Annotated in this window: 18 protein-coding genes and 1 other annotated feature; of the genes, 15 read left to right on the plus strand and 3 right to left on the minus strand. The window is 53.2% G+C overall.

Annotation, left to right across the window (positions count from 1 at the left end):
• The 9 genes from dnaA (at window position 1) to ICA20_RS00045 (ending at window position 11,866) form a co-directional block, all read left to right on the plus strand.
• A complete protein-coding gene (gene dnaA, locus ICA20_RS00005; RefSeq protein ID WP_003827078.1) occupies window positions 1-1,404 on the plus strand; it encodes a chromosomal replication initiator protein DnaA in 1,404 nt (467 codons plus the stop codon).
• Between the two features lie 4 nt (window positions 1,405-1,408).
• Window positions 1,409-2,509, plus strand: a complete 1,101-nt coding sequence (gene dnaN, locus ICA20_RS00010) for a DNA polymerase III subunit beta (RefSeq protein ID WP_005121477.1) — start codon at window positions 1,409-1,411, stop codon at window positions 2,507-2,509.
• Entirely contained in the window at window positions 2,509-3,582 is a 1,074-nt protein-coding gene (recF, locus tag ICA20_RS00015; RefSeq protein ID WP_038635725.1) for a DNA replication/repair protein RecF, read from the plus strand. The genes dnaN and recF overlap by 1 nt, the downstream gene beginning before the upstream one ends.
• Before the next feature lie 28 nt (window positions 3,583-3,610).
• Window positions 3,611-6,025, plus strand: a complete 2,415-nt coding sequence (gene gyrB, locus ICA20_RS00020) for a DNA topoisomerase (ATP-hydrolyzing) subunit B (RefSeq protein ID WP_038635722.1) — start codon at window positions 3,611-3,613, stop codon at window positions 6,023-6,025.
• A 211-nt stretch (window positions 6,026-6,236) separates the two neighbouring features.
• The gene (gene yidA / locus ICA20_RS00025; RefSeq protein ID WP_038635719.1) at window positions 6,237-7,049 is read left to right on the plus strand and encodes a sugar-phosphatase; all 813 of its coding nucleotides are present in this window, start codon (window positions 6,237-6,239) and stop codon (window positions 7,047-7,049) included.
• A 203-nt stretch (window positions 7,050-7,252) separates the two neighbouring features.
• Window positions 7,253-8,233, plus strand: coding sequence for a hypothetical protein (locus ICA20_RS00030; protein ID WP_038642952.1), 981 nt, complete (start codon window positions 7,253-7,255; stop codon window positions 8,231-8,233).
• A gap of 41 nt (window positions 8,234-8,274) precedes the next feature.
• Window positions 8,275-9,360, plus strand: a complete 1,086-nt coding sequence (locus ICA20_RS00035; RefSeq protein ID WP_230592285.1) for a BamA/TamA family outer membrane protein — start codon at window positions 8,275-8,277, stop codon at window positions 9,358-9,360.
• Complete coding sequence (locus ICA20_RS00040) at window positions 9,357-10,565, plus strand: DUF4056 domain-containing protein (RefSeq protein WP_306669609.1); 1,209 nt, start codon at window positions 9,357-9,359, stop codon at window positions 10,563-10,565. The genes ICA20_RS00035 and ICA20_RS00040 overlap by 4 nt, the downstream gene beginning before the upstream one ends.
• Before the next feature lie 74 nt (window positions 10,566-10,639).
• On the plus strand, window positions 10,640-11,866 hold the full coding sequence (locus tag ICA20_RS00045; protein WP_038635713.1) for a DUF3748 domain-containing protein: 1,227 nt from the start codon (window positions 10,640-10,642) through the stop codon (window positions 11,864-11,866).
• Here ICA20_RS00045 and ICA20_RS00050 read toward each other — a convergent pair whose 3' ends face one another.
• Complete coding sequence (locus tag ICA20_RS00050) at window positions 11,867-12,199, minus strand: YceK/YidQ family lipoprotein (protein ID WP_038635710.1); 333 nt, start codon at window positions 12,197-12,199, stop codon at window positions 11,867-11,869.
• Between the two features lie 238 nt (window positions 12,200-12,437).
• Window positions 12,438-12,510: a sequence feature (ROSE (Repression Of Heat Shock gene Expression) occurs in the 5'-region of heat shock genes and acts as an RNA thermometer to modulate expression.), on the plus strand.
• Between ICA20_RS00050 and ibpA the strand changes: the two genes are divergently transcribed.
• From ibpA to ICA20_RS00080, 6 genes are all read left to right on the plus strand, one after another.
• Window positions 12,504-12,917, plus strand: a complete 414-nt coding sequence (ibpA, locus tag ICA20_RS00055; RefSeq protein ID WP_006687722.1) for a small heat shock chaperone IbpA — start codon at window positions 12,504-12,506, stop codon at window positions 12,915-12,917. It overlaps the preceding feature by 7 nt.
• A 92-nt stretch (window positions 12,918-13,009) precedes the next feature.
• Window positions 13,010-13,438, plus strand: a complete 429-nt coding sequence (ibpB, locus tag ICA20_RS00060) for a small heat shock chaperone IbpB (RefSeq protein ID WP_005121488.1) — start codon at window positions 13,010-13,012, stop codon at window positions 13,436-13,438.
• Between the two features lie 124 nt (window positions 13,439-13,562).
• Complete coding sequence (locus ICA20_RS00065) at window positions 13,563-15,224, plus strand: putative transporter (protein ID WP_038635704.1); 1,662 nt, start codon at window positions 13,563-13,565, stop codon at window positions 15,222-15,224.
• 173 nt (window positions 15,225-15,397) lie between these two features.
• Window positions 15,398-15,745, plus strand: coding sequence for a YidH family protein (locus tag ICA20_RS00070; RefSeq protein WP_038635701.1), 348 nt, complete (start codon window positions 15,398-15,400; stop codon window positions 15,743-15,745).
• Entirely contained in the window at window positions 15,735-16,097 is a 363-nt protein-coding gene (locus tag ICA20_RS00075; protein ID WP_038635699.1) for a DUF202 domain-containing protein, read from the plus strand. Before ICA20_RS00070 ends, ICA20_RS00075 begins: the two co-directional genes overlap by 11 nt.
• A 14-nt stretch (window positions 16,098-16,111) precedes the next feature.
• Entirely contained in the window at window positions 16,112-16,624 is a 513-nt protein-coding gene (locus ICA20_RS00080; RefSeq protein WP_038635697.1) for a radical SAM protein, read from the plus strand.
• An 11-nt stretch (window positions 16,625-16,635) separates the two neighbouring features.
• Here the strand turns inward: ICA20_RS00080 and dsdA are convergent, their stop codons facing one another.
• Window positions 16,636-17,958 (minus strand): D-serine ammonia-lyase, encoded by a 1,323-nt coding sequence (dsdA, locus tag ICA20_RS00085; RefSeq protein WP_038635695.1) that lies wholly within the window; start codon window positions 17,956-17,958, stop codon window positions 16,636-16,638.
• 17 nt (window positions 17,959-17,975) lie between these two features.
• Window positions 17,976-19,313 carry a D-serine transporter DsdX gene (dsdX, locus tag ICA20_RS00090; protein ID WP_038635692.1) on the minus strand — a complete coding sequence of 446 codons (1,338 nt, stop codon included), beginning with the start codon at window positions 19,311-19,313 and terminating at the stop codon, window positions 17,976-17,978.
• Between the last annotated feature and the right edge of the window lie 213 nt (window positions 19,314-19,526).

Below are 19,526 nucleotides of genomic sequence, written 5' to 3' on the forward strand. Positions count from 1 at the left end.
GTGTCACTTTCGCTTTGGCAGCAGTGTCTTGCCCGATTGCAGGATGAGTTACCAGCCACAGAATTCAGTATGTGGATACGCCCGTTGCAGGCGGAACTGAGCGATAACACGCTGGCTTTGTATGCGCCAAACCGTTTTGTGCTCGATTGGGTAAGGGACAAATACCTTAATAATATTAATGGATTACTAAATAACTTCTGCGGAGCGGATGCCCCACAGCTGCGTTTTGAGGTCGGAACTAAACCCGTCACGCAAACGCTGAAGACGCCGGTGAACAACGTTGTCGCGCCTGCCCATGTGGCGCAACAAGTACAACCGCAACGTGCTGCTCCGGCGGCGCGTCCAGGCTGGGACAACGTCCCGGCTCCGGCAGAACCTACCTATCGCTCTAACGTCAACGTCAAACATACGTTTGATAATTTCGTTGAAGGTAAATCTAACCAACTGGCGCGCGCGGCGGCACGTCAGGTGGCGGACAACCCTGGCGGCGCCTACAATCCGTTATTCCTTTATGGTGGTACGGGTCTGGGTAAAACCCACCTGTTGCATGCTGTCGGTAACGGCATTATGGCGCGTAAACCGAACGCGAAAGTGGTGTATATGCACTCCGAGCGTTTCGTGCAGGACATGGTTAAAGCTCTGCAAAACAATGCGATCGAAGAGTTTAAACGCTACTACCGCTCCGTCGACGCGCTGCTGATCGATGACATCCAGTTCTTTGCCAACAAAGAGCGCTCGCAGGAAGAATTCTTCCACACCTTCAACGCCCTGCTGGAAGGTAATCAGCAGATCATCCTGACGTCGGATCGTTATCCGAAGGAGATCAATGGCGTTGAAGATCGACTGAAATCCCGCTTTGGCTGGGGGCTGACTGTTGCGATCGAACCGCCTGAGCTGGAAACCCGCGTGGCGATCCTGATGAAAAAAGCTGACGAAAACGACATTCGTCTGCCGGGTGAAGTGGCGTTCTTTATTGCCAAGCGTCTACGCTCTAACGTGCGTGAACTGGAAGGCGCACTGAACCGCGTGATCGCCAACGCCAATTTTACCGGCCGGGCGATTACCATCGATTTCGTGCGCGAAGCGCTGCGCGATCTGCTGGCTTTGCAGGAAAAGCTGGTCACCATCGACAATATTCAGAAGACGGTGGCGGAGTATTACAAAATCAAAATTGCGGATCTGCTGTCAAAGCGTCGATCTCGCTCGGTAGCTCGTCCGCGCCAGATGGCGATGGCGCTGGCAAAAGAGCTCACTAACCACAGTCTGCCGGAAATTGGCGACGCGTTTGGTGGGCGTGACCATACTACCGTGCTTCATGCCTGCCGCAAGATTGAGCAGTTGCGTGAAGAAAGCCATGATATTAAAGAAGATTTCTCCAATTTAATCAGAACATTATCTTCGTGACGCTATGAAATTTACCGTTGAACGTGAACATTTATTAAAACCGCTTCAGCAGGTCAGCGGCCCGCTGGGTGGACGTCCTACACTGCCGATCCTCGGAAACCTGCTGCTGCAGGTCGCTGACGGTGCGCTTTCTCTGACTGGTACCGATCTCGAAATGGAGATGGTGGCGCGCGTGGCGTTGATCCAGCCTCATGAACCTGGTGCTACTACCGTTCCGGCGCGTAAATTCTTCGACATTTGCCGCGGATTGCCGGAAGGCGCGGAAATTGCCGTTCAACTGGAAGGCGACCGCATGCTGGTACGCTCTGGTCGCAGCCGTTTCTCGCTGTCCACGCTGCCTGCCGCCGACTTCCCTAATCTGGATGACTGGCAGAGCGAAGTCGAATTCACCCTGCCGCAGGCCACGATGAAGCGCCTGATTGAAGCCACGCAGTTTTCGATGGCGCATCAGGACGTGCGTTACTACTTAAACGGCATGCTGTTTGAAACCGAAGGGGAAGAGCTGCGTACCGTGGCGACCGACGGTCACCGTCTGGCGGTTTGTTCAATGCCTGTCGGTCAGCCGTTGCCCAGCCATTCGGTGATCGTACCGCGTAAAGGCGTGATTGAACTGATGCGTATGCTCGACGGCGGTGACAACCCGCTGCGCGTGCAGATTGGCAGCAACAACATTCGTGCGCACGTGGGCGATTTCATCTTCACCTCCAAGCTGGTTGATGGCCGTTTCCCGGATTATCGCCGCGTATTGCCGAAGAATCCGGACAAACATCTGGAAGCCGGTTGCGATATCCTTAAACAGGCGTTTGCCCGTGCGGCAATTCTTTCTAACGAGAAATTCCGCGGCGTGCGTCTGTATGTCAGCGAAAATCAGCTCAAAATCACCGCCAACAACCCGGAGCAGGAAGAAGCAGAAGAAATTCTGGATGTCTCCTATCCTGGTACAGAACTGGAAATCGGTTTTAACGTGAGCTACGTGCTTGACGTTCTGAACGCGCTGAAGTGCGAGAACGTGCGTATTTTGCTGACCGATTCCGTATCGAGCGTACAGATTGAAGATGCCGCATCACAGTCGGCTGCCTATGTTGTTATGCCAATGAGACTGTAATGTCGCTCACCCGCCTGTTGATCCGCGATTTTCGCAATATCGAAAGCGCGGATCTCGCTTTATCCCCTGGCTTTAACTTCCTGGTTGGCGCGAACGGCAGCGGCAAAACCAGTGTGCTGGAAGCCATCTATACGCTCGGCCATGGCCGGGCGTTTCGCAGTTTGCAGATTGGCCGCGTGATTCGCCACGAGCAGGAGTCGTTTGTTTTACACGGACGATTGCAGGGAGAAGAGCGCGAGACATCGATTGGTCTGACGAAAGACAAACTGGGCGACAGCAAAGTGCGCATTGACGGCACTGACGGGCACAAGGTCGCTGAACTGGCGCACCTGATGCCGATGCAGCTGATCACGCCAGAGGGGTTTACTTTACTCAACGGCGGCCCCAAATACAGAAGAGCATTTCTTGACTGGGGATGCTTTCACAATGAAGCCGGATTTTTCACCGCCTGGAGCAACCTGAAGCGACTGCTCAAGCAGCGCAATGCGGCACTGCGCCAGGTGAGTCGTTATGAGCAACTGCGCCCGTGGGATAGAGAACTTATTCCGCTGGCGGAACAAATCAGCACCTGGCGCGCGGAGTACAGCGCGGGTATCGCGCAGGATATGGCGGATACCTGCCAGCAGTTTCTTCCCGAGTTTTCTCTCTCGTTCTCTTTCCAGCGTGGTTGGGAGAAGGAGACAGATTATGCCGAGGTGCTGGAACGCAGTTTTGAACGCGATCGCATGTTGACCTACACCGCACACGGCCCGCATAAGGCGGATTTCCGCATTCGTGCCGACGGTGCGCCGGTAGAAGACACGTTGTCGCGTGGGCAGCTAAAACTGCTAATGTGCGCCTTACGTCTGGCGCAAGGGGAGTTCCTGACCCGTGAAAGCGGACGGCGCTGCCTGTACCTGATAGATGATTTTGCCTCTGAACTGGATGATGCGCGTCGCGGGCTGCTGGCCAGCCGCTTAAAAGCCACGCAATCTCAGGTCTTTGTCAGCGCAATCAGCGCTGAACACGTTATAGACATGTCCGATGAAAATTCGAAGATGTTTACCGTGGAAAAGGGTAAAATAACGGATTAACCCAAGATTAAATGAGCGAGAAACGTTGATGTCGAATTCTTATGACTCCTCCAGTATCAAAGTCCTGAAAGGGCTGGATGCGGTGCGTAAGCGCCCGGGTATGTATATCGGCGACACGGATGACGGCACCGGTCTGCACCACATGGTATTCGAGGTGGTAGATAACGCTATCGACGAAGCGCTCGCGGGTCACTGTAAAGATATCGTGGTAACGATTCACGCGGACAACTCCGTGTCTGTTACCGATGATGGCCGTGGTATCCCAACCGGTATTCACCCGGAAGAGGGCGTTTCGGCGGCGGAAGTTATCATGACTGTTCTGCACGCAGGCGGTAAATTCGATGATAACTCCTATAAAGTTTCCGGTGGTTTGCACGGCGTAGGTGTCTCCGTCGTTAACGCCCTGTCGCAGAAACTGGAGCTGGTGATTCGTCGTGAAGGCAAAGTGCATCAGCAAACTTACGTGCATGGTGTGCCGCAGGCGCCGCTGGCGGTAACAGGCGAAACGGAAGTAACGGGTACTCAGGTCCGTTTCTGGCCAAGCCATGAAACCTTCACTAACGTGACCGAGTTCGAATACGACATTCTGGCGAAGCGTCTGCGCGAGCTGTCATTCCTGAACTCTGGCGTCTCTATTCGTCTGCGCGATAAGCGCGACGGCAAAGAAGATCATTTCCACTACGAAGGCGGCATTAAGGCGTTTGTTGAATATCTCAACAAAAACAAAACGCCGATCCACCCGAATATCTTCTACTTCTCCACCGAAAAAGACGGTATCGGCGTTGAAGTTGCGCTGCAGTGGAACGACGGCTTCCAGGAAAATATCTACTGCTTCACCAACAACATTCCGCAGCGTGACGGCGGGACTCACCTTGCAGGCTTCCGTGCGGCGATGACCCGTACCCTGAACGCCTACATGGACAAAGAAGGCTACAGCAAAAAAGCCAAAGTCAGCGCCACCGGTGACGATGCCCGTGAAGGCCTGATTGCGGTGGTTTCCGTGAAAGTGCCGGACCCGAAATTCTCCTCGCAGACCAAAGACAAACTGGTCTCCTCTGAGGTGAAATCGGCGGTTGAACAGCAGATGAACGAACTGTTGAGCGAATACCTGCTGGAAAACCCGTCTGACGCGAAAATCGTCGTCGGCAAGATTATCGATGCGGCGCGTGCCCGTGAAGCAGCACGTCGCGCGCGTGAAATGACCCGTCGTAAAGGCGCGCTGGACTTAGCCGGTCTGCCGGGCAAGCTGGCGGACTGTCAGGAACGTGACCCGGCGCTGTCCGAACTGTACCTGGTGGAAGGGGACTCCGCGGGCGGTTCTGCGAAGCAGGGGCGTAACCGTAAAAACCAGGCGATTCTGCCGCTGAAGGGTAAAATCCTTAACGTCGAGAAAGCGCGTTTCGACAAAATGCTCTCCTCTCAGGAAGTGGCAACACTGATTACCGCGCTCGGCTGCGGCATTGGTCGTGACGAGTACAACCCGGACAAACTGCGTTATCACAGCATCATCATCATGACCGATGCGGACGTCGACGGCTCGCACATTCGTACGCTGCTGTTGACCTTCTTCTATCGTCAGATGCCTGAAATCGTTGAACGCGGCCACGTTTACATTGCGCAGCCACCGCTGTACAAAGTGAAGAAAGGCAAGCAGGAACAGTACATCAAAGACGATGAAGCGATGGATCAATACCAGATCTCTATCGCTCTGGATGGCGCAACGCTGCACACCAACGCCAGCGCGCCTGCCCTTTCAGGTGAGTCGTTAGAGAAACTGGTTTCTGAATACAACGCGACGCAGAAAATGATTGGCCGTATGGAACGTCGTTTCCCGAAAGCGCTGCTGAAAGAGCTGGTTTATCAACCGACGCTGTCGGAAGCTGATTTGGCGAACGAACAGAACGTTACCCGTTGGGTTAACGCGCTGATTACCGAGCTGAACGAAAAAGAACAGCACGGTAGCCTGTGGAAGTTTGATGTTCACCATAACGCAGAGCAGAATCTGTTTGAGCCGATTGTACGCGTACGTACTCACGGTGTGGATACCGACTATGTGCTGGATCACGAGTTTGTGACCGGTGGCGAGTACCATCGTATTTGCACGCTCGGTGAGAAGTTGCGCGGGCTGATCGAAGACGATGCGTTTATCGAACGTGGCGAGCGTCGCCAGCCGGTGGCCAGCTTTGAGCAGGCGCTGGAATGGCTGCAGAAAGAGTCTCGTCGCGGTCTCGCTATCCAGCGTTATAAAGGTCTGGGCGAGATGAACCCGGAACAGCTGTGGGAAACGACCATGGATCCGGAAAGCCGTCGCATGTTGCGCGTTACTGTGAAGGATGCGATTGCCGCTGACCAGCTGTTCACCACCCTGATGGGCGATGCCGTCGAACCACGCCGCGCATTTATCGAAGAAAACGCCCTGAAAGCGGCGAACATCGATATCTGACGTGTATCCCGGGCCTGCTCCTGTAGGCCTGATAAGCGAAGCGCCATCAGGCAGTTTTTTGTCTTTGCCGGATGGCGGCTTAGACCTTTTCTGTCTACAACCGAACCACAAAAGGGGAATCTTGATTCCCCTTTCTATCCTCCTTTTCATAGCTGTTTTTTGAGCGGAATCGCGTTAGCATGAGGGCGGACTCATTTAATCCGGGGAACTCATGGCTATCAAACTTATTGCTATCGACATGGATGGCACACTTCTGCTGCCCGATCACACCATTTCACCTGCAGTCAAAACGGCAATTGCCGCGGCACGCGCGCGTGGCGTGAACGTAGTGCTGACCACGGGACGCCCGTATGCCGGCGTTCACAGCTATCTGAAAGAACTGCACATGGAACAACCCGGTGACTACTGCATTACCTACAACGGTGCGCTGGTGCAGAAAGCGGGCGATGGCAGTACTGTGGCGCAAACCGCGCTGAGCTATGATGATTATCGCTATCTGGAGCAACTCTCCCGGGAAGTTGGCTCACATTTCCACGCGCTCGATCGCAACACGCTGTATACCGCTAACCGTGATATCAGTTATTACACGGTGCATGAATCGTTTGTCGCGACGATTCCGCTGGTGTTCTGTGAGGCTGAAAAAATGGATCCGGCGACCCAGTTCCTGAAAGTGATGATGATTGATGAGCCGGAGATCCTCGACAAGGCCATCTCGCGCATTCCGGCGGAAGTGAAAGAAAAGTACACCGTGCTGAAAAGTGCGCCGTACTTCCTCGAAATCCTTGATAAACGCGTCAACAAAGGGACTGGCGTAAAATCGCTGGCCGATGCGTTGGGAATTAAAGCCGAAGAGGTTATGGCGATTGGCGATCAGGAAAACGACATCGCGATGATTGAATACGCCGGCGTGGGCGTTGCGATGGATAACGCCATTCCAACGGTGAAAGAGATCGCCAACTTTGTGACGAAATCTAATCTGGAAGACGGTGTTGCCTGGGCCATTGAGAAGTACGTCCTCTCCTGATGTGCGTTATGCCTGGCTTCGGCCAGGCATAAAACATTAAGAATGTTATAAAAATCACGTTTGTATTATCAGATGTGAAACCGCACATTAATCCCCCCATTTAGTACGCAACTTCTATACTCTCCCACCTTCTTTTATATTCAGGCGGTTCCTGCCTGCAACTATGTTTTCTTATGACTAACACAAGCATTCGCCTGGTGTTGATGACGTCTTCCTGTTTGATTTTTCAAGCCTGTGCTGCGACGGATTCTGGCTCAACGTTAACACCTTTGTATGATTATCAGGATGATGGTCAGGCCGCTTCATTGCCGGTAAAACCGGCGACTAAACCTGCTGCAAGCCACTCCGTTTTGCCCTTTTTAGGCGACGAGGCGCGTAAACGTGGTTACGACCTGCCTGAGCCGTTTGGTGTAAATATTAACTACATGAATATCAGGCAGAATATTAATGTAGACAGTATTAACTTTAATGGCCTTTCTTTGGGTGGTCATTCGCTGGATAACGCATTCAAAATTAACGTTGGCAATACGCGCGAGAGAAGCAAAACAGAAACCCTGAAACTGGATGCCTGGCTGCTGCCGTTTATGAACGTCTATGGCCTGGTGGGCTATACCGACGGTCACTCCGTTTCGCAGATTGGTGTAGGCATTAAAGGGCCACGCAAAGTTCACACGCCAGACAATTTGCAAAACCTGGCGTTTCAGCTCGACTTTAAAGGCACAACCTACGGTGTGGGGACGACACTGGTGGGTGGTGTGGGTAACTGGTTTACGGCTTTTGATGCCAATTATACTCAGACGCAGTTTGACATTCTTGACGGTAGTATTGATGCCTTCACGGTTTCTCCGCGAGTCGGTTATCGCTTTACCACCCCGGGTGTGGAAGCACTGTACTTGCCGTCCGGCAAGCTGAATCTGTGGATTGGCAGTATGTATCAGGACGTGCAGCAAGAATTCAGGGGTAGCCTTAGCGATCTCAATATGCCGTCTGAGACGCTGCAGAAAATGGTGGATATCGCGAATAAGGACGGCAATGGCCGTTTCGACGTTAAACAGCATCTGCAATCCCCCTGGAACGTACTGGTCGGGGCGCAGTATGAATTGACCCGAAACTTTAACGTGACGACCGAAATTGGCTTTGCCGACCGTAACAGCTTTTTCATGGCTGGAGAGTACCGCTTTTGATCCGCCTCGCTTTCTTGTTGCTGGTGAGTCTGTTCGCCTGCATTGCGCAGGCAGAATTACCGACCCGCGACGAAGTTGACGGCTGGCTGAATACACTGGGCGCCAGCGATAACTTTAACGCCAGCAAAGGTATCGATTGGGGCGTAATGCCGGGGCCGTTTTACACTCCGGAACTGGGGCTGGGGATAGGCACCGCGGTGGTGGGAATGTATCGCCCAGACCCAAACGACACGGTGAGTCAGAACTCGACGCTGACCCTCAGCGGCTACTTTAACTCAACGGGCGCTTTCGGCGTCACTATGCAAAATTATGCCTTTTTTGCCGACGATCGCTGGCGTTTCTTTCTCAATGGCGCATTAACCGATACGCCAACCTGGTACTGGGGGCAGGGATTTAGTGCCGGAGATAAAGACAGCCAGAAACAGCAATATACGGCTCAGGATCTGGATCTGCACCCCACGTTATATCGTCGGGTAGCGTCTAATATCTATCTGGGCGTCGGCTGGTCGCTGAACGCGCAACATGCTGCGCAAATGGATGGTAACGATCCGCCAAAAATTGAAAATACCGGGCAGGGCGCGTCGGTGCTAAGTTCCGGCAGCAGTGTCGAACTTAGCTGGGATGACCGCGACTTTGTTCCTAACCCACGTCAGGGACAATATGCCGACGTACGCTATACCCGCTATACGCCCGATGCGGGGAGCGATACCCGGTTTGATGAATACCAGTTGCACTACAGCCGCTACCACTCTCTGGACGAGAAGAATGTGCTTGCCTGGGAGATGGACGGTGCCTTTACTCAGGGGGATGTGCCGTGGAGCATGATGCCGCTGCTCGGTAGCAATCAGCGGATGCGCGGCTATTACGAAGGACGCTATCGCGATAAAAACGCCGTCAGCGGGCAGGTAGAGTATCGCCGCAAACTTGACTGGCGGCATGGCGTGGTCGGCTGGCTGGGCGCAGGGACGATGGGGCCATCATTTAGCGCGCTGGATGACGGACGCTGGCTACCCTCGGCGGGGGTGGGGTATCGTTTTGAATTTAAGCCGCGGGTGAATGTGCGTCTGGATTATGGCATTGGCAAAGGGAGCAGCGGTTTTTATTTTCAGGTAGGAGAGGCGTTTTGATCAATAAAGTGCTGCTGATGACGACCTTGTTATTGGCAACGGTCGGGGTCCATGCTGCGATATCTGTACCTTTGCAGTTGGTAAATGAAGATGACAAGGTCGAAAGCACCGCCTGGCCAGTTGTTTCGCCGCTCCCTGCGCCCCAAGGGTTACGTCCGTGCTGCGCTTTTGGTTACGACCTGCACGCGCAGGTGTTGGATATGCCAGTACCGTTTTATGAACTTAATAACGTCGTGGCAGCTAATGGTATTGGCGAGCATCGCTATAACGATAGCCTGCTGTTAGGGTTAGTGAACCTGGCCGGCATCGGGCATGAACACAATGGCATTGTGTACACCTCTCGCGGCGGTTTCATCGATATCGCGCATGTACGAGATACCGCAGATATGACGGTCTGGCTTTTTAGCCATCTACTTCCACAGTTAGGTCAGCCTTTTACGTTGCGACTCGAAGATGAACTGGCGGAGCGGCATATCGTTTTCAACGCCTTCACACCACCTGAAACGGCGGGCGAACGTTACGCATTAGCTGCCTGGCTGGCAGCACATCTGGCCTTTCAGCTCGCGGCCTGGCATGAAATTGCACAATGGTACGGTTTTGAGTCAGTTCCTGGGTTTTCTGAGGAAGTTTCCGCATTTTCACCGGAAGATCTCTACTCCAACCTGTTGGGGGCAAGAATTGCGGTGTCGCTGATCCTTGATGGGCAACTGGCAACATCAGGGATGTACGATGCGGCAATGAACAATGCACTGCGTCAGGCGTTAACGCAGTTGGGAGCTAAGTCAGAAACAATAACCCGTTTTCAGTTTGATATGCTGGATGGCAAGTGGTGGAACAGCCAGCGTCGGGTGCCGGAGAAATATCTGGTGCTGCACAGAAACTACGATGTAAGTGATTCGCGTTTGCCAACGCCAGTGCCGGGCGAAAAAGCCGCGCCGCTACGCCTGTCATTACCGCATCACTGGCGAAATTATTCCCTTGATTCGCTGGCGCAACTTCAACTCCGGCCCGGAAGTAACATGGTGCGGCTACCTTTACCACAATCCTGGTATAGCGATGCTAATTTCCCTGCGCTGGCTACGCTTGCAGGTGCCAGGGATAATCTGTCGAAAGTGGATGAGCATTCATTCATTCCTTTATTAAAAAACCTCCACCAGAACTTCACTGGCGGAGGTTTTCTGCACATGCCGGACCCAATCCGATAATCGCTACGCTAAATCCTGAAAGTGAAGTGCTTGTGAAGTATGATTGCTTAAATCGTCTTGTATCAGGGCATCCCATGAAGCAAATCACCTTTACGCCGCGTAATCATCAGCTTACCAATATCAACACCTGGACCCCGGACAGTCAGTGGCTGGTCTTCGACGTGCGTCCTTCCGGCGCCTCTTTTACGGGGGAAACGATTGAACGCGTCAATGTTCATACTGGCGAACTGGAGGTGATTTACCGGGCCACTCAGAGGGCACATGTGGGCGTGGTGACCGTTCATCCAAAGTCGGAAAAGTATGTTTTTATTCATGGCCCAGAAAATCCTGATGAGACATGGGATTACGACTTTCATCATCGCCGTGGGGTGATTGTTTCGCAGGCAGAGGTGACGAATCTGGATGCGATGGATATCACCGCGCCGTACACGCCTGGCGCGTTACGCGGCGGCAGTCATGTGCATGTCTTTAGCCCGAACGGTGAGTTTGTCAGTTTTACTTATAACGACCATGTGCTGCATGAACGCTCTCCGGCGCTGGATTTACGTAACGTCGGCGTGGCTGCGCCGTATGGTCCGGTGAACGTATCCGCGCAGCATCCACGTGAATATAGCGGGAGCCGCTGGTGCGTGCTGGTGAGTCAAACGACGCCGGCGCCAAAACCGGGGAGCGATGAGATAAACCGCGCCTATGAAGAAGGTTGGGTGGGCGAAAGCACACTGGCGTTTATCGGCGATACGTTGTCAGTGACCGGTGAGAAAGTGCCGGAGCTGTTTATTGTTGATTTGCCTCAGAATGAAAGCGGCTGGAAACAACCGGGTGATGCTCCGCTGGAGGGCACAGAGGCGACAATGCCTGCGCCGCCATCCGGTATTCGCCAACGTCGCCTGACGTTTACTCATGAGCGCACCTTTCCGGGGCTGGTGAATCAGCCGCGCCACTGGGTGCGCAGTAATCCGCAGACGTCTGAAATTGCGTTTTTAATGCGCGACAACCATGGCGTTGTGCAACTGTGGTTAATTCCACCGCAGGGTGGTGAGCCGCGTCAGCTCACCCGTTGCGCCACGGGTATTCAGTCGGCATTCAACTGGCATCCATCAGGGAAATGGCTGGGGTTTGTGCTGGAAAACAGAATAGCCTGTTGTGATGCTCAGACGGGAGAGATTGATTTTTTAACGGCGCGTCACGGCAACCCTCCGTCGGCCGATGCGGTTGTCTTCTCTCCTGATGGGCGACTGGTTGCGTGGATGGAAGAGGTCGAAGGTTTCCGCCAACTGTGGATGACTGAAACAGGGCGTTAATTAAGGTGCAGTCATTTTCGCCGGGGGGATAACGGCGTTCGTGGCCTGCGTTCTCTCCTCGCTCTTTTCTACGCGGGATCTCACCGAGTTATCTTTACGAAAGAGATCCCACGGAAGCAATACGGTATCCAGCACCGCAGTAAAAGGCATATCCAGAATCGCCAGCGACTTCGTTCCCCAATTCGTATCACTTTCGCTGATCATGGTGGCGCTGGCGCGTGTGCCAGGATACGTCCCTTCTTTGCCTCCGGTATGCGACATTATGCTGGAACAACCGCTCAAAACCGCCATCCCGCTGCACATTGTCAGTGTTACCAACATTTTTTTTATCATCGTTTATTCATCTGTTTTCATCGTGTTTGCATGGTGAGTTAAAGCGATCCGTTGCGAAAATAACATCACCATTTCGTCGCACTGTGGCGGCTATCGCGATTTATCGATAACAACTGCTCTCCCCAGTGTATGCAATAGACAACAAACTGCAAAAAAAGTCAGATAAATACACTTGAAAAGTTTGTGTTAAGACCCATTTTTAGGATGTAGACAACAGAAGGGCATGCCTGATGGGTGTCCTGGCTACCTGACCTGTCCATGATGGAAGGTCTCACATTCTCGCTGATTTCAGGAGCTATTGATTATGCGTAACTTTGATTTATCCCCGCTGTACCGTTCTGCTATTGGTTTTGACCGTCTGTTTAACCTGCTGGAAAACAACCAGAGCCAGAGTAATGGCGGCTACCCTCCGTACAACGTTGAGCTGGTAGACGAAAACCATTACCGCATTGCGATTGCCGTTGCCGGTTTTGCTGAAAGCGAGCTGGAAATTACCGCGCAGGACAATCTGCTGGTGGTAAAAGGCGCTCATGCGGATGAGCAAAAAGAACGTACTTACCTGTATCAGGGTATTGCCGAGCGCAACTTCGAACGTAAGTTCCAGTTAGCGGAGAACATTCATGTTCGCGGCGCAAACCTGGTGAATGGTCTGCTGTATATCGATCTTGAGCGCGTTATTCCCGAAGCGAACAAACCGCGCCGCATCGAAATCAACTAATTCTGTGGGCCGCTTCAGGCGGCCCTGCTAAGCAATCGGCTTGCCGTCAGGGAGCCGAAAGGTACCTACTCGCTTCTTAGAAGGAGATTATTATGCGTAACTACGATTTATCCCCACTGCTGCGTCAATGGATCGGTTTTGACAAACTGGCCAATGCGTTACAAAACGCCGGTGAAAGCCAGAGCTTCCCACCCTATAACATCGAAAAGAGCGATGATAACCACTATCGCATTACCCTTGCGTTAGCCGGTTTCCGCCAGGAAGATCTGGATATTCAACTGGAAGGCACACGCCTGACGGTGAAAGGTACACCGCAGCAGCCGGAAAAAGAGACAAAATGGTTGCACCAGGGGCTGGTTACTCAGTCGTTCAGTCTGAGCTTTACGCTGGCTGAAAATATGGAGGTCTCCGGCGCAAGCTTTACTAACGGCTTGCTGCATATCGATTTGACCCGTAATGAACCTGAAACCATTGCCCCACAACGTATCGCCATCAGCGAACGTCCCGCATTAAATAGCTAAATAGCTCCATGCCTTTGCCCCGCCAGAAATGACGGGGCTTTTTTGTGCTTTACCACCCATACATTGCGACTGTACTCTGCGAGAATCCATTTACTTAATGATGTTATTCACAGGGAACAGGATAATGAGTGATATAGCATTGACGGTCAGCGTTCTGGCGTTGGTGGCGGTTGTCGGATTATGGATCGGCAACATAAAAATACGTGGCGTTGGTTTTGGCATCGGAGGGGTGCTGTTCGGCGGTATTATCGTCGGACATTTTGTCGATCAGGCAGGGATGACCCTGAGCGGCGACATGCTGCATTTCATTCAGGAATTTGGCCTGATTCTTTTCGTCTACACCATCGGTATTCAGGTGGGGCCGGGCTTTTTTGCGTCACTGCGCGTTTCCGGGCTGCGGCTGAATCTGTTTGCCGTACTGATTGTCATCATGGGGGGGCTGGTCACCGCGATCCTGCATAAGATTTTTGCCATTCCCCTTCCGGTGGTGCTGGGGATCTTCTCCGGCGCGGTCACCAATACGCCGGCGCTGGGGGCGGGGCAGCAAATTCTGCGCGATCTGGGGACACCAGCAGATATTGTAGACCAGATGGGGATGAGCTATGCCATGGCTTATCCTTTTGGTATCTGCGGTATTTTGCTCACGATGTGGCTGATGCGCCTTATTTTCCGCGTTAACGTCGATGCTGAAGCTCAGCAGCATGAATCCACGTTGACCAACGGACACGCGCTGATTCAGACCATGAACATCCGCGTGGAAAACCCGAACCTCAACAATATGGCGATTCAGGATGTCCCAATTCTGAACAGCGATAAAATCATCTGCTCGCGTCTGAAGCGTGAAGAGACATTAATGGTGCCGTCGCCAGGGACGATTATCCAGATGGGCGACCTGCTACACCTGGTCGGCCAGCCCGGTGACCTGCATAACGCGCAGGTGGTGATTGGGCAGGAGGTGGACACATCGCTGTCGACACGAGGTACTGATTTACGCGTTGAACGCGTGGTGGTGACCAACGAACAGGTGCTGGGTAAACGTATCCGCGACCTGCATTTTAAAGAACGTTACGACGTGGTTATCTCCCGTCTGAACCGTGCTGGCGTTGAGCTGGTGGCCAGCAGCGATGCCAGCCTGCAATTCGGGGATATCCTCAATCTGGTGGGGCGTCCCGCGTCCATTGATGCCGTTGCCAATGTTGTCGGCAACGCGCAGCAAAAACTGCAACAGGTGCAGATGCTGCCGGTATTTATCGGTATCGGACTGGGTGTTCTACTGGGTTCCATCCCGCTGTTCATCCCGGGTTTCCCGGTGGCGTTAAAATTGGGTTTGGCCGGTGGACCGCTGATCATGGCCTTGATTCTGGGGCGTATTGGCAGCATTGGTAAGCTGTACTGGTTTATGCCTCCCAGCGCTAACCTGGCGCTGCGAGAGTTAGGTATTGTGCTGTTTCTTGCGGTGGTTGGCCTGAAATCTGGCGGTGATTTTGTTAATACGCTGACCCAGGGCGATGGGCTGAGCTGGGTCGGGTACGGTATTTTTATTACCGCCATTCCGCTGATTACCGTGGGACTGCTGGCGCGTATCTTCGCCAAAATGAACTATCTGACGCTGTGCGGTATGCTGGCGGGTTCGATGACCGATCCCCCCGCGCTGGCGTTTGCTAACAACCTGCATGCCACCAGCGGGGCGGCGGCGCTCTCCTATGCTACCGTTTATCCGCTGGTGATGTTCCTGAGGATTATTACCCCACAGCTGCTGGCGGTGATTTTCTGGGGAATAGGTTAGTAACAGCGTATCCGGCCTGCATCTCCTGTAGGTCGGATACGGTGCAAGTCGCCATTCGCCACATCTTTTTTCCATTGTCTCATCACATTACGTTCTCTTCCGTTTGCGAATCAGGTTCATACTGCTGAACTGTTCCGGTATAACGACCAGACAACAATATTGAAGGAGTCGTCATGAAGATTTCCCGCCTAGGGGAAGCGCCGGATTACCGCTTCTCGCTGGCAAATGAACGCACATTTTTGGCATGGATACGCACCTCGTTAGGTTTTCTGGCCGCAGGCGTTGGTCTGGATCAACTGGCTCCGGATTTCGCCACGCCGGTTATTCGCGAAGTATTGGCCCTGTTGCTGTGTCTGTTTGCTGGCGGTCTGGCTATTTATGGTTATTTGCGCTGGTTACGTAATGAAAAGGCAATGCGCTTGAAAGAGGATTTGCCTTACACCCACAGTTTGCTCATTATCAGCGCAATGCTGACGATTGTAGCGGTGATTGTTATGGTGCTGGTGCTGTATGCCGGATAGCCGTAAATCGCGACGTATCGCCGATCCGGGACTACAACCGGAGCGCACATCGTTGGCATGGTTTCGTACGTTGTTGGGTTATGGCGCGTTAATGGCGCTGGCGATTAAGCACAACTGGCATCAGGCTGGGGCACTGTTCTGGATATCGATCGTCATACTGACGTTGGTGGCGATTATTCTCTGGCGTTATACCCGCAGCCGTAATCTCATGGATGTGAGTGATAGTGATTTTTCTGAATCTCGCGCGGTGCGTGACAAATTTATGATCTCCCTCGCGGTGTTATCCCTCGCAATACTGTTTGCTGTAACGCATGTTCGCCAACTTATCGTATTTATCGAGAATTATGCATGACAGGATGTGAGAACATGGATGTTAGTGATGACGTTTTAGAAATGGTGATTAACCACCAGAAAAGTTTACAACCGGTTGAATTGTATCGTGGTTTGCAACAAGGAAAAGTTCGCCTCGTACAGTTTACTCCTTTGATTAAGCGCGATGCTTCAGGTTACCTGACTGAAGATTCAGTGACGCCGGACGGGTGGGGGCGATTTTTAATTGCGATATTTGATATCTGGGTACGTGAAGATATTAATCAAATATCTATTCAGCTTTTCGATAATACGCTACGCCAGTGGTGTGGTCGGACTGCACTGTTTGAATGCCAGACGATGACACTGCAGAATACACGCTGTCAGGCATGCTCTTTGTTTCAGTACTACCATGGAGATTGTCCTGCGTATCGCGAGGAGAATGGAAAGGGCGTGCTGTGTACAGGATATCAGGCTTTCTTCAACCATACCGCCCCGCATATGCGCGTGATGCGCGATCTGCTTAAGCAGCATCGCTCACCGATGGAACTGATGGCGATGCTGCGTTAAGCACAGCGGCGTTATCGCCCTTTGGCCAGATACTGCGCCATTTCGGCTTCCGGCACCATGCCGCCGCCGGTCGCCCACACCAGATGAGTGGCGTTATTGAGCTGGTCGGCGCTGAAGCCGTGCATCTGCTGATAGTCAGCAGAGGCGCAAACGTGCTGCGGACCGGCCATCCCCGCCAGCGCTGAAGGCTCAAGGCGAATCCCTTCTTCCTGCGCCAGCCAGCCCAGCATGTCGTACATCGTCTGATCGTCCAGGGTGTACAGACCGTCGAGTAGACGTTCCATCGCCCGGCCGACAAACCCCGAAGCGCGGCCCACCGCCAGCCCATCCGCCGCCGTCAGGTTGTCGATACCAATGTCCTGCACGGAAATGGTATCGTGCAGCCCGGTATAAATCCCCAGCAGCATGCAGGGTGAATGGGTCGGCTCGGCGAAGAAGCAGTGTACGTTATCGCCAAACGCCAGCTTCAGACCAAACGCCACCCCGCCAGGACCGCCGCCGACGCCGCACGGCAGGTAGACAAACAGCGGATGGTCCGAATCCACCACGCGACCCTGCTGCGCGAACTGCGCCTTCAGACGCTGACCAGCCACCGCGTAACCTAAAAACAGCGTGCGGGAGTTTTCATCATCAATAAAGAAGCAGTTCGGATCGGACTCTGCCGCTTTGCGGCCCTGTTCAACCGCCACGCCGTAATCTTCTTCATACTCGACGACCGTCACACCGTGGCTGCGTAGTTTGGCTTTTTTCCATGCGCGCGCGTCGGCAGACATATGTACCGTCACCTTAAAGCCGATACGGGCGCTCATGATGCCAATCGACATCCCGAGGTTGCCGGTGGAGCCTACCGCGATGCTGTACTGGCTGAAAAACTGTTTAAATTCAGGTGAAAGCAGAATGCTGTAATCATCTTCTGTCGTCAGCAGACCGGCTTCCAGCGCCAGTTTTTCCGCGTGGGTCAGGACTTCATAAATGCCGCCACGCGCTTTAATTGAGCCGGAAATCGGCAGGTGGCTGTCTTTTTTCAGCAACAGTTCGCCGCAGATGTGCTGTCCGAATGCTTTTTCCAGTCGTTTTTGCATCAATGGGATTGCAGCCAGCTCAGACTCAATAATGCCGCCGGTGGCTGCGGTTTCCGGGAAGGCCTGTGCCAGGTAAGGCGCGAAGCGCTTCAGCCGGGCATGGGCATCCTGAACATCGTGTTCGGTCAGGCCAACATAGGGTAAACCTTCCGCAAGAGAGGTGGTGCCAGGGTTAAACCAGGCCGTCTCTTTGAGAGCCACCAGATCTTCCACTAAAGGATACTGGCCGATAAGTGTTTGAATGTTTTCCATAGTCAGTCTCTTCGCGCTTAAATAATAAAGGAAAGCAGGAATGTGCACACCAGTGCAATCACGGACGCGATAAATGTCGCGGTCGTATAGTATTTGAACGTCTCATTCAGGGTGGCGCCGCAGTACTGCTTCACCAGCCAGAAGAGGGAATCTGTGACGATCGTGCAGCCAATGGCGCCGGAACCAATTGCAATAGCGATGATCTCCGGGCTAACGTTGGGATAGAGCGGCAGCATTGGTGCCACGATTGCCGTCGCGCCCATCATCGCCACTGTGGCAGAGCCCACCGCAGCATGCAGAATTAACGCCACCAGCCACGCCAGCAGAATTGGGTGCATATGCATGTTTGAAAGGATTAGCGCGAGGGTATCCGCCAGCCCGCTACTCTTGAGGATAGCGTTGAATGCGCCGCCTGCGCCGATAATCAGCAGAATGTTGGCAATCGAACCAAACCCGTTTTCAGTGTGGGTCAGCAGCGCGCCCATGCCGATGTGCTGACGCAGGCCGAGAATGTAGTAGGCCACGAAGACGGCAATAAACATCGCGGTGATCGGGTTACCAATAAACTCCAGCAGCGTATACAGCGTGCTGCCTTTCGCCATGTTCAACTCAGCAATAGTTTTGACCAGCATCAGGCCAATCGGCAACAGGACGGTAAACAGCGTTGCGCCCAGCGACGGCAGCGTACTTTCGTCGCGCACTTTAAGGTCGGAAAACTCAGCCGGCACCGGTTTAAACGGCAGGCGGTTACCGAGAAATTTCAGATACAGCGGCCCGCCGACAAGCGAGGCCATTAAGCCCACCAGTAAACCGTAAACAATTACGCTGCCAATGTCCGCACCCAGCTTATTCGCGACGAACAGAGCGGCCGGATGCGGCGGCACCACACAGTGCACCGCCATCAGCGCCGTACACAGTGGGATCGCCAGCTTCAGCAGTGAAGTATTGGTCTTTTTGGCAATCGAAAAAGCCAGCGGAATCAACAGTACCACGCCGACTTCAACAAACAGCGTGATCCCGCAAATCAGCCCGACCAGCACCATAATGACATCAGCGGAAAGCCAGCGGCAGCGCTGTAACGTCAGGCCAATGCGTTCTGCCGCGCCGGACACTTCCATCATTTTGCCCAGAATGGTCCCGAGGCCGATAACCGCGGCGAGGAAGCCCAGCGTACCGCCAATGCCGCTCTCAATGGCATTGACCATATCCAGCGGCCCCATACCCATCATCGTACCCACGAAGAAGCTGGCTAACAGCAGCGCCAGAAACGGGTGGAATTTGAACTTCACGATGGTCAAAACGATTAACACGATGCTTATCAGCAGCGTGCTCACAACCCAGATTTGAGAGTGCATAACTCACCTTGCCCTGTGATTAACCTGAGGTTATTGGACAAAAATAAGGCAGGGTCTGACAAACGATATAAATCCTCTTTCACATGAGCCAGATTGCATCAAGTGAGTGATTTACGTCTAATTACACGCCATTAGTGCGATATGGTTCACTATGAATCATCTTTGTGCTGATTTTTACAGCGGTTTTTTTTACACTCCGACGCATGATTCAGG

Source organism: Citrobacter sp. C5_2 (genome assembly GCF_014596845.2).
In the GTDB taxonomy this organism is placed as follows: domain Bacteria; phylum Pseudomonadota; class Gammaproteobacteria; order Enterobacterales; family Enterobacteriaceae; genus Citrobacter; species Citrobacter werkmanii.

Bases quoted from the DNA above. Each gene is read 5' to 3' on its own strand.
- dnaN (WP_005121477.1), top strand. From the start codon at position 1,409: ATGAAATTTACCGTTGAACGTGAACATTTATTAAAACCGCTTCAGCAG.
- recF (WP_038635725.1), top strand. From the start codon at position 2,509: ATGTCGCTCACCCGCCTGTTGATCCGCGATTTTCGCAATATCGAAAGC.
- gyrB (WP_038635722.1), top strand. From the start codon at position 3,611: ATGTCGAATTCTTATGACTCCTCCAGTATCAAAGTCCTGAAAGGGCTG.
- yidA (WP_038635719.1), top strand. From the start codon at position 6,237: ATGGCTATCAAACTTATTGCTATCGACATGGATGGCACACTTCTGCTG.
- ICA20_RS00030 (WP_038642952.1), top strand. From the start codon at position 7,253: ATGACGTCTTCCTGTTTGATTTTTCAAGCCTGTGCTGCGACGGATTCT.
- ICA20_RS00045 (WP_038635713.1), top strand. From the start codon at position 10,640: ATGAAGCAAATCACCTTTACGCCGCGTAATCATCAGCTTACCAATATC.
- ICA20_RS00050 (WP_038635710.1), bottom strand. From the start codon at position 12,199: ATGATAAAAAAAATGTTGGTAACACTGACAATGTGCAGCGGGATGGCG.
- ibpA (WP_006687722.1), top strand. From the start codon at position 12,504: ATGCGTAACTTTGATTTATCCCCGCTGTACCGTTCTGCTATTGGTTTT.
- ibpB (WP_005121488.1), top strand. From the start codon at position 13,010: ATGCGTAACTACGATTTATCCCCACTGCTGCGTCAATGGATCGGTTTT.
- ICA20_RS00065 (WP_038635704.1), top strand. From the start codon at position 13,563: ATGAGTGATATAGCATTGACGGTCAGCGTTCTGGCGTTGGTGGCGGTT.
- ICA20_RS00070 (WP_038635701.1), top strand. From the start codon at position 15,398: ATGAAGATTTCCCGCCTAGGGGAAGCGCCGGATTACCGCTTCTCGCTG.
- ICA20_RS00075 (WP_038635699.1), top strand. From the start codon at position 15,735: ATGCCGGATAGCCGTAAATCGCGACGTATCGCCGATCCGGGACTACAA.
- ICA20_RS00080 (WP_038635697.1), top strand. From the start codon at position 16,112: ATGGATGTTAGTGATGACGTTTTAGAAATGGTGATTAACCACCAGAAA.
- dsdA (WP_038635695.1), bottom strand. From the start codon at position 17,958: ATGGAAAACATTCAAACACTTATCGGCCAGTATCCTTTAGTGGAAGAT.
- dsdX (WP_038635692.1), bottom strand. From the start codon at position 19,313: ATGCACTCTCAAATCTGGGTTGTGAGCACGCTGCTGATAAGCATCGTG.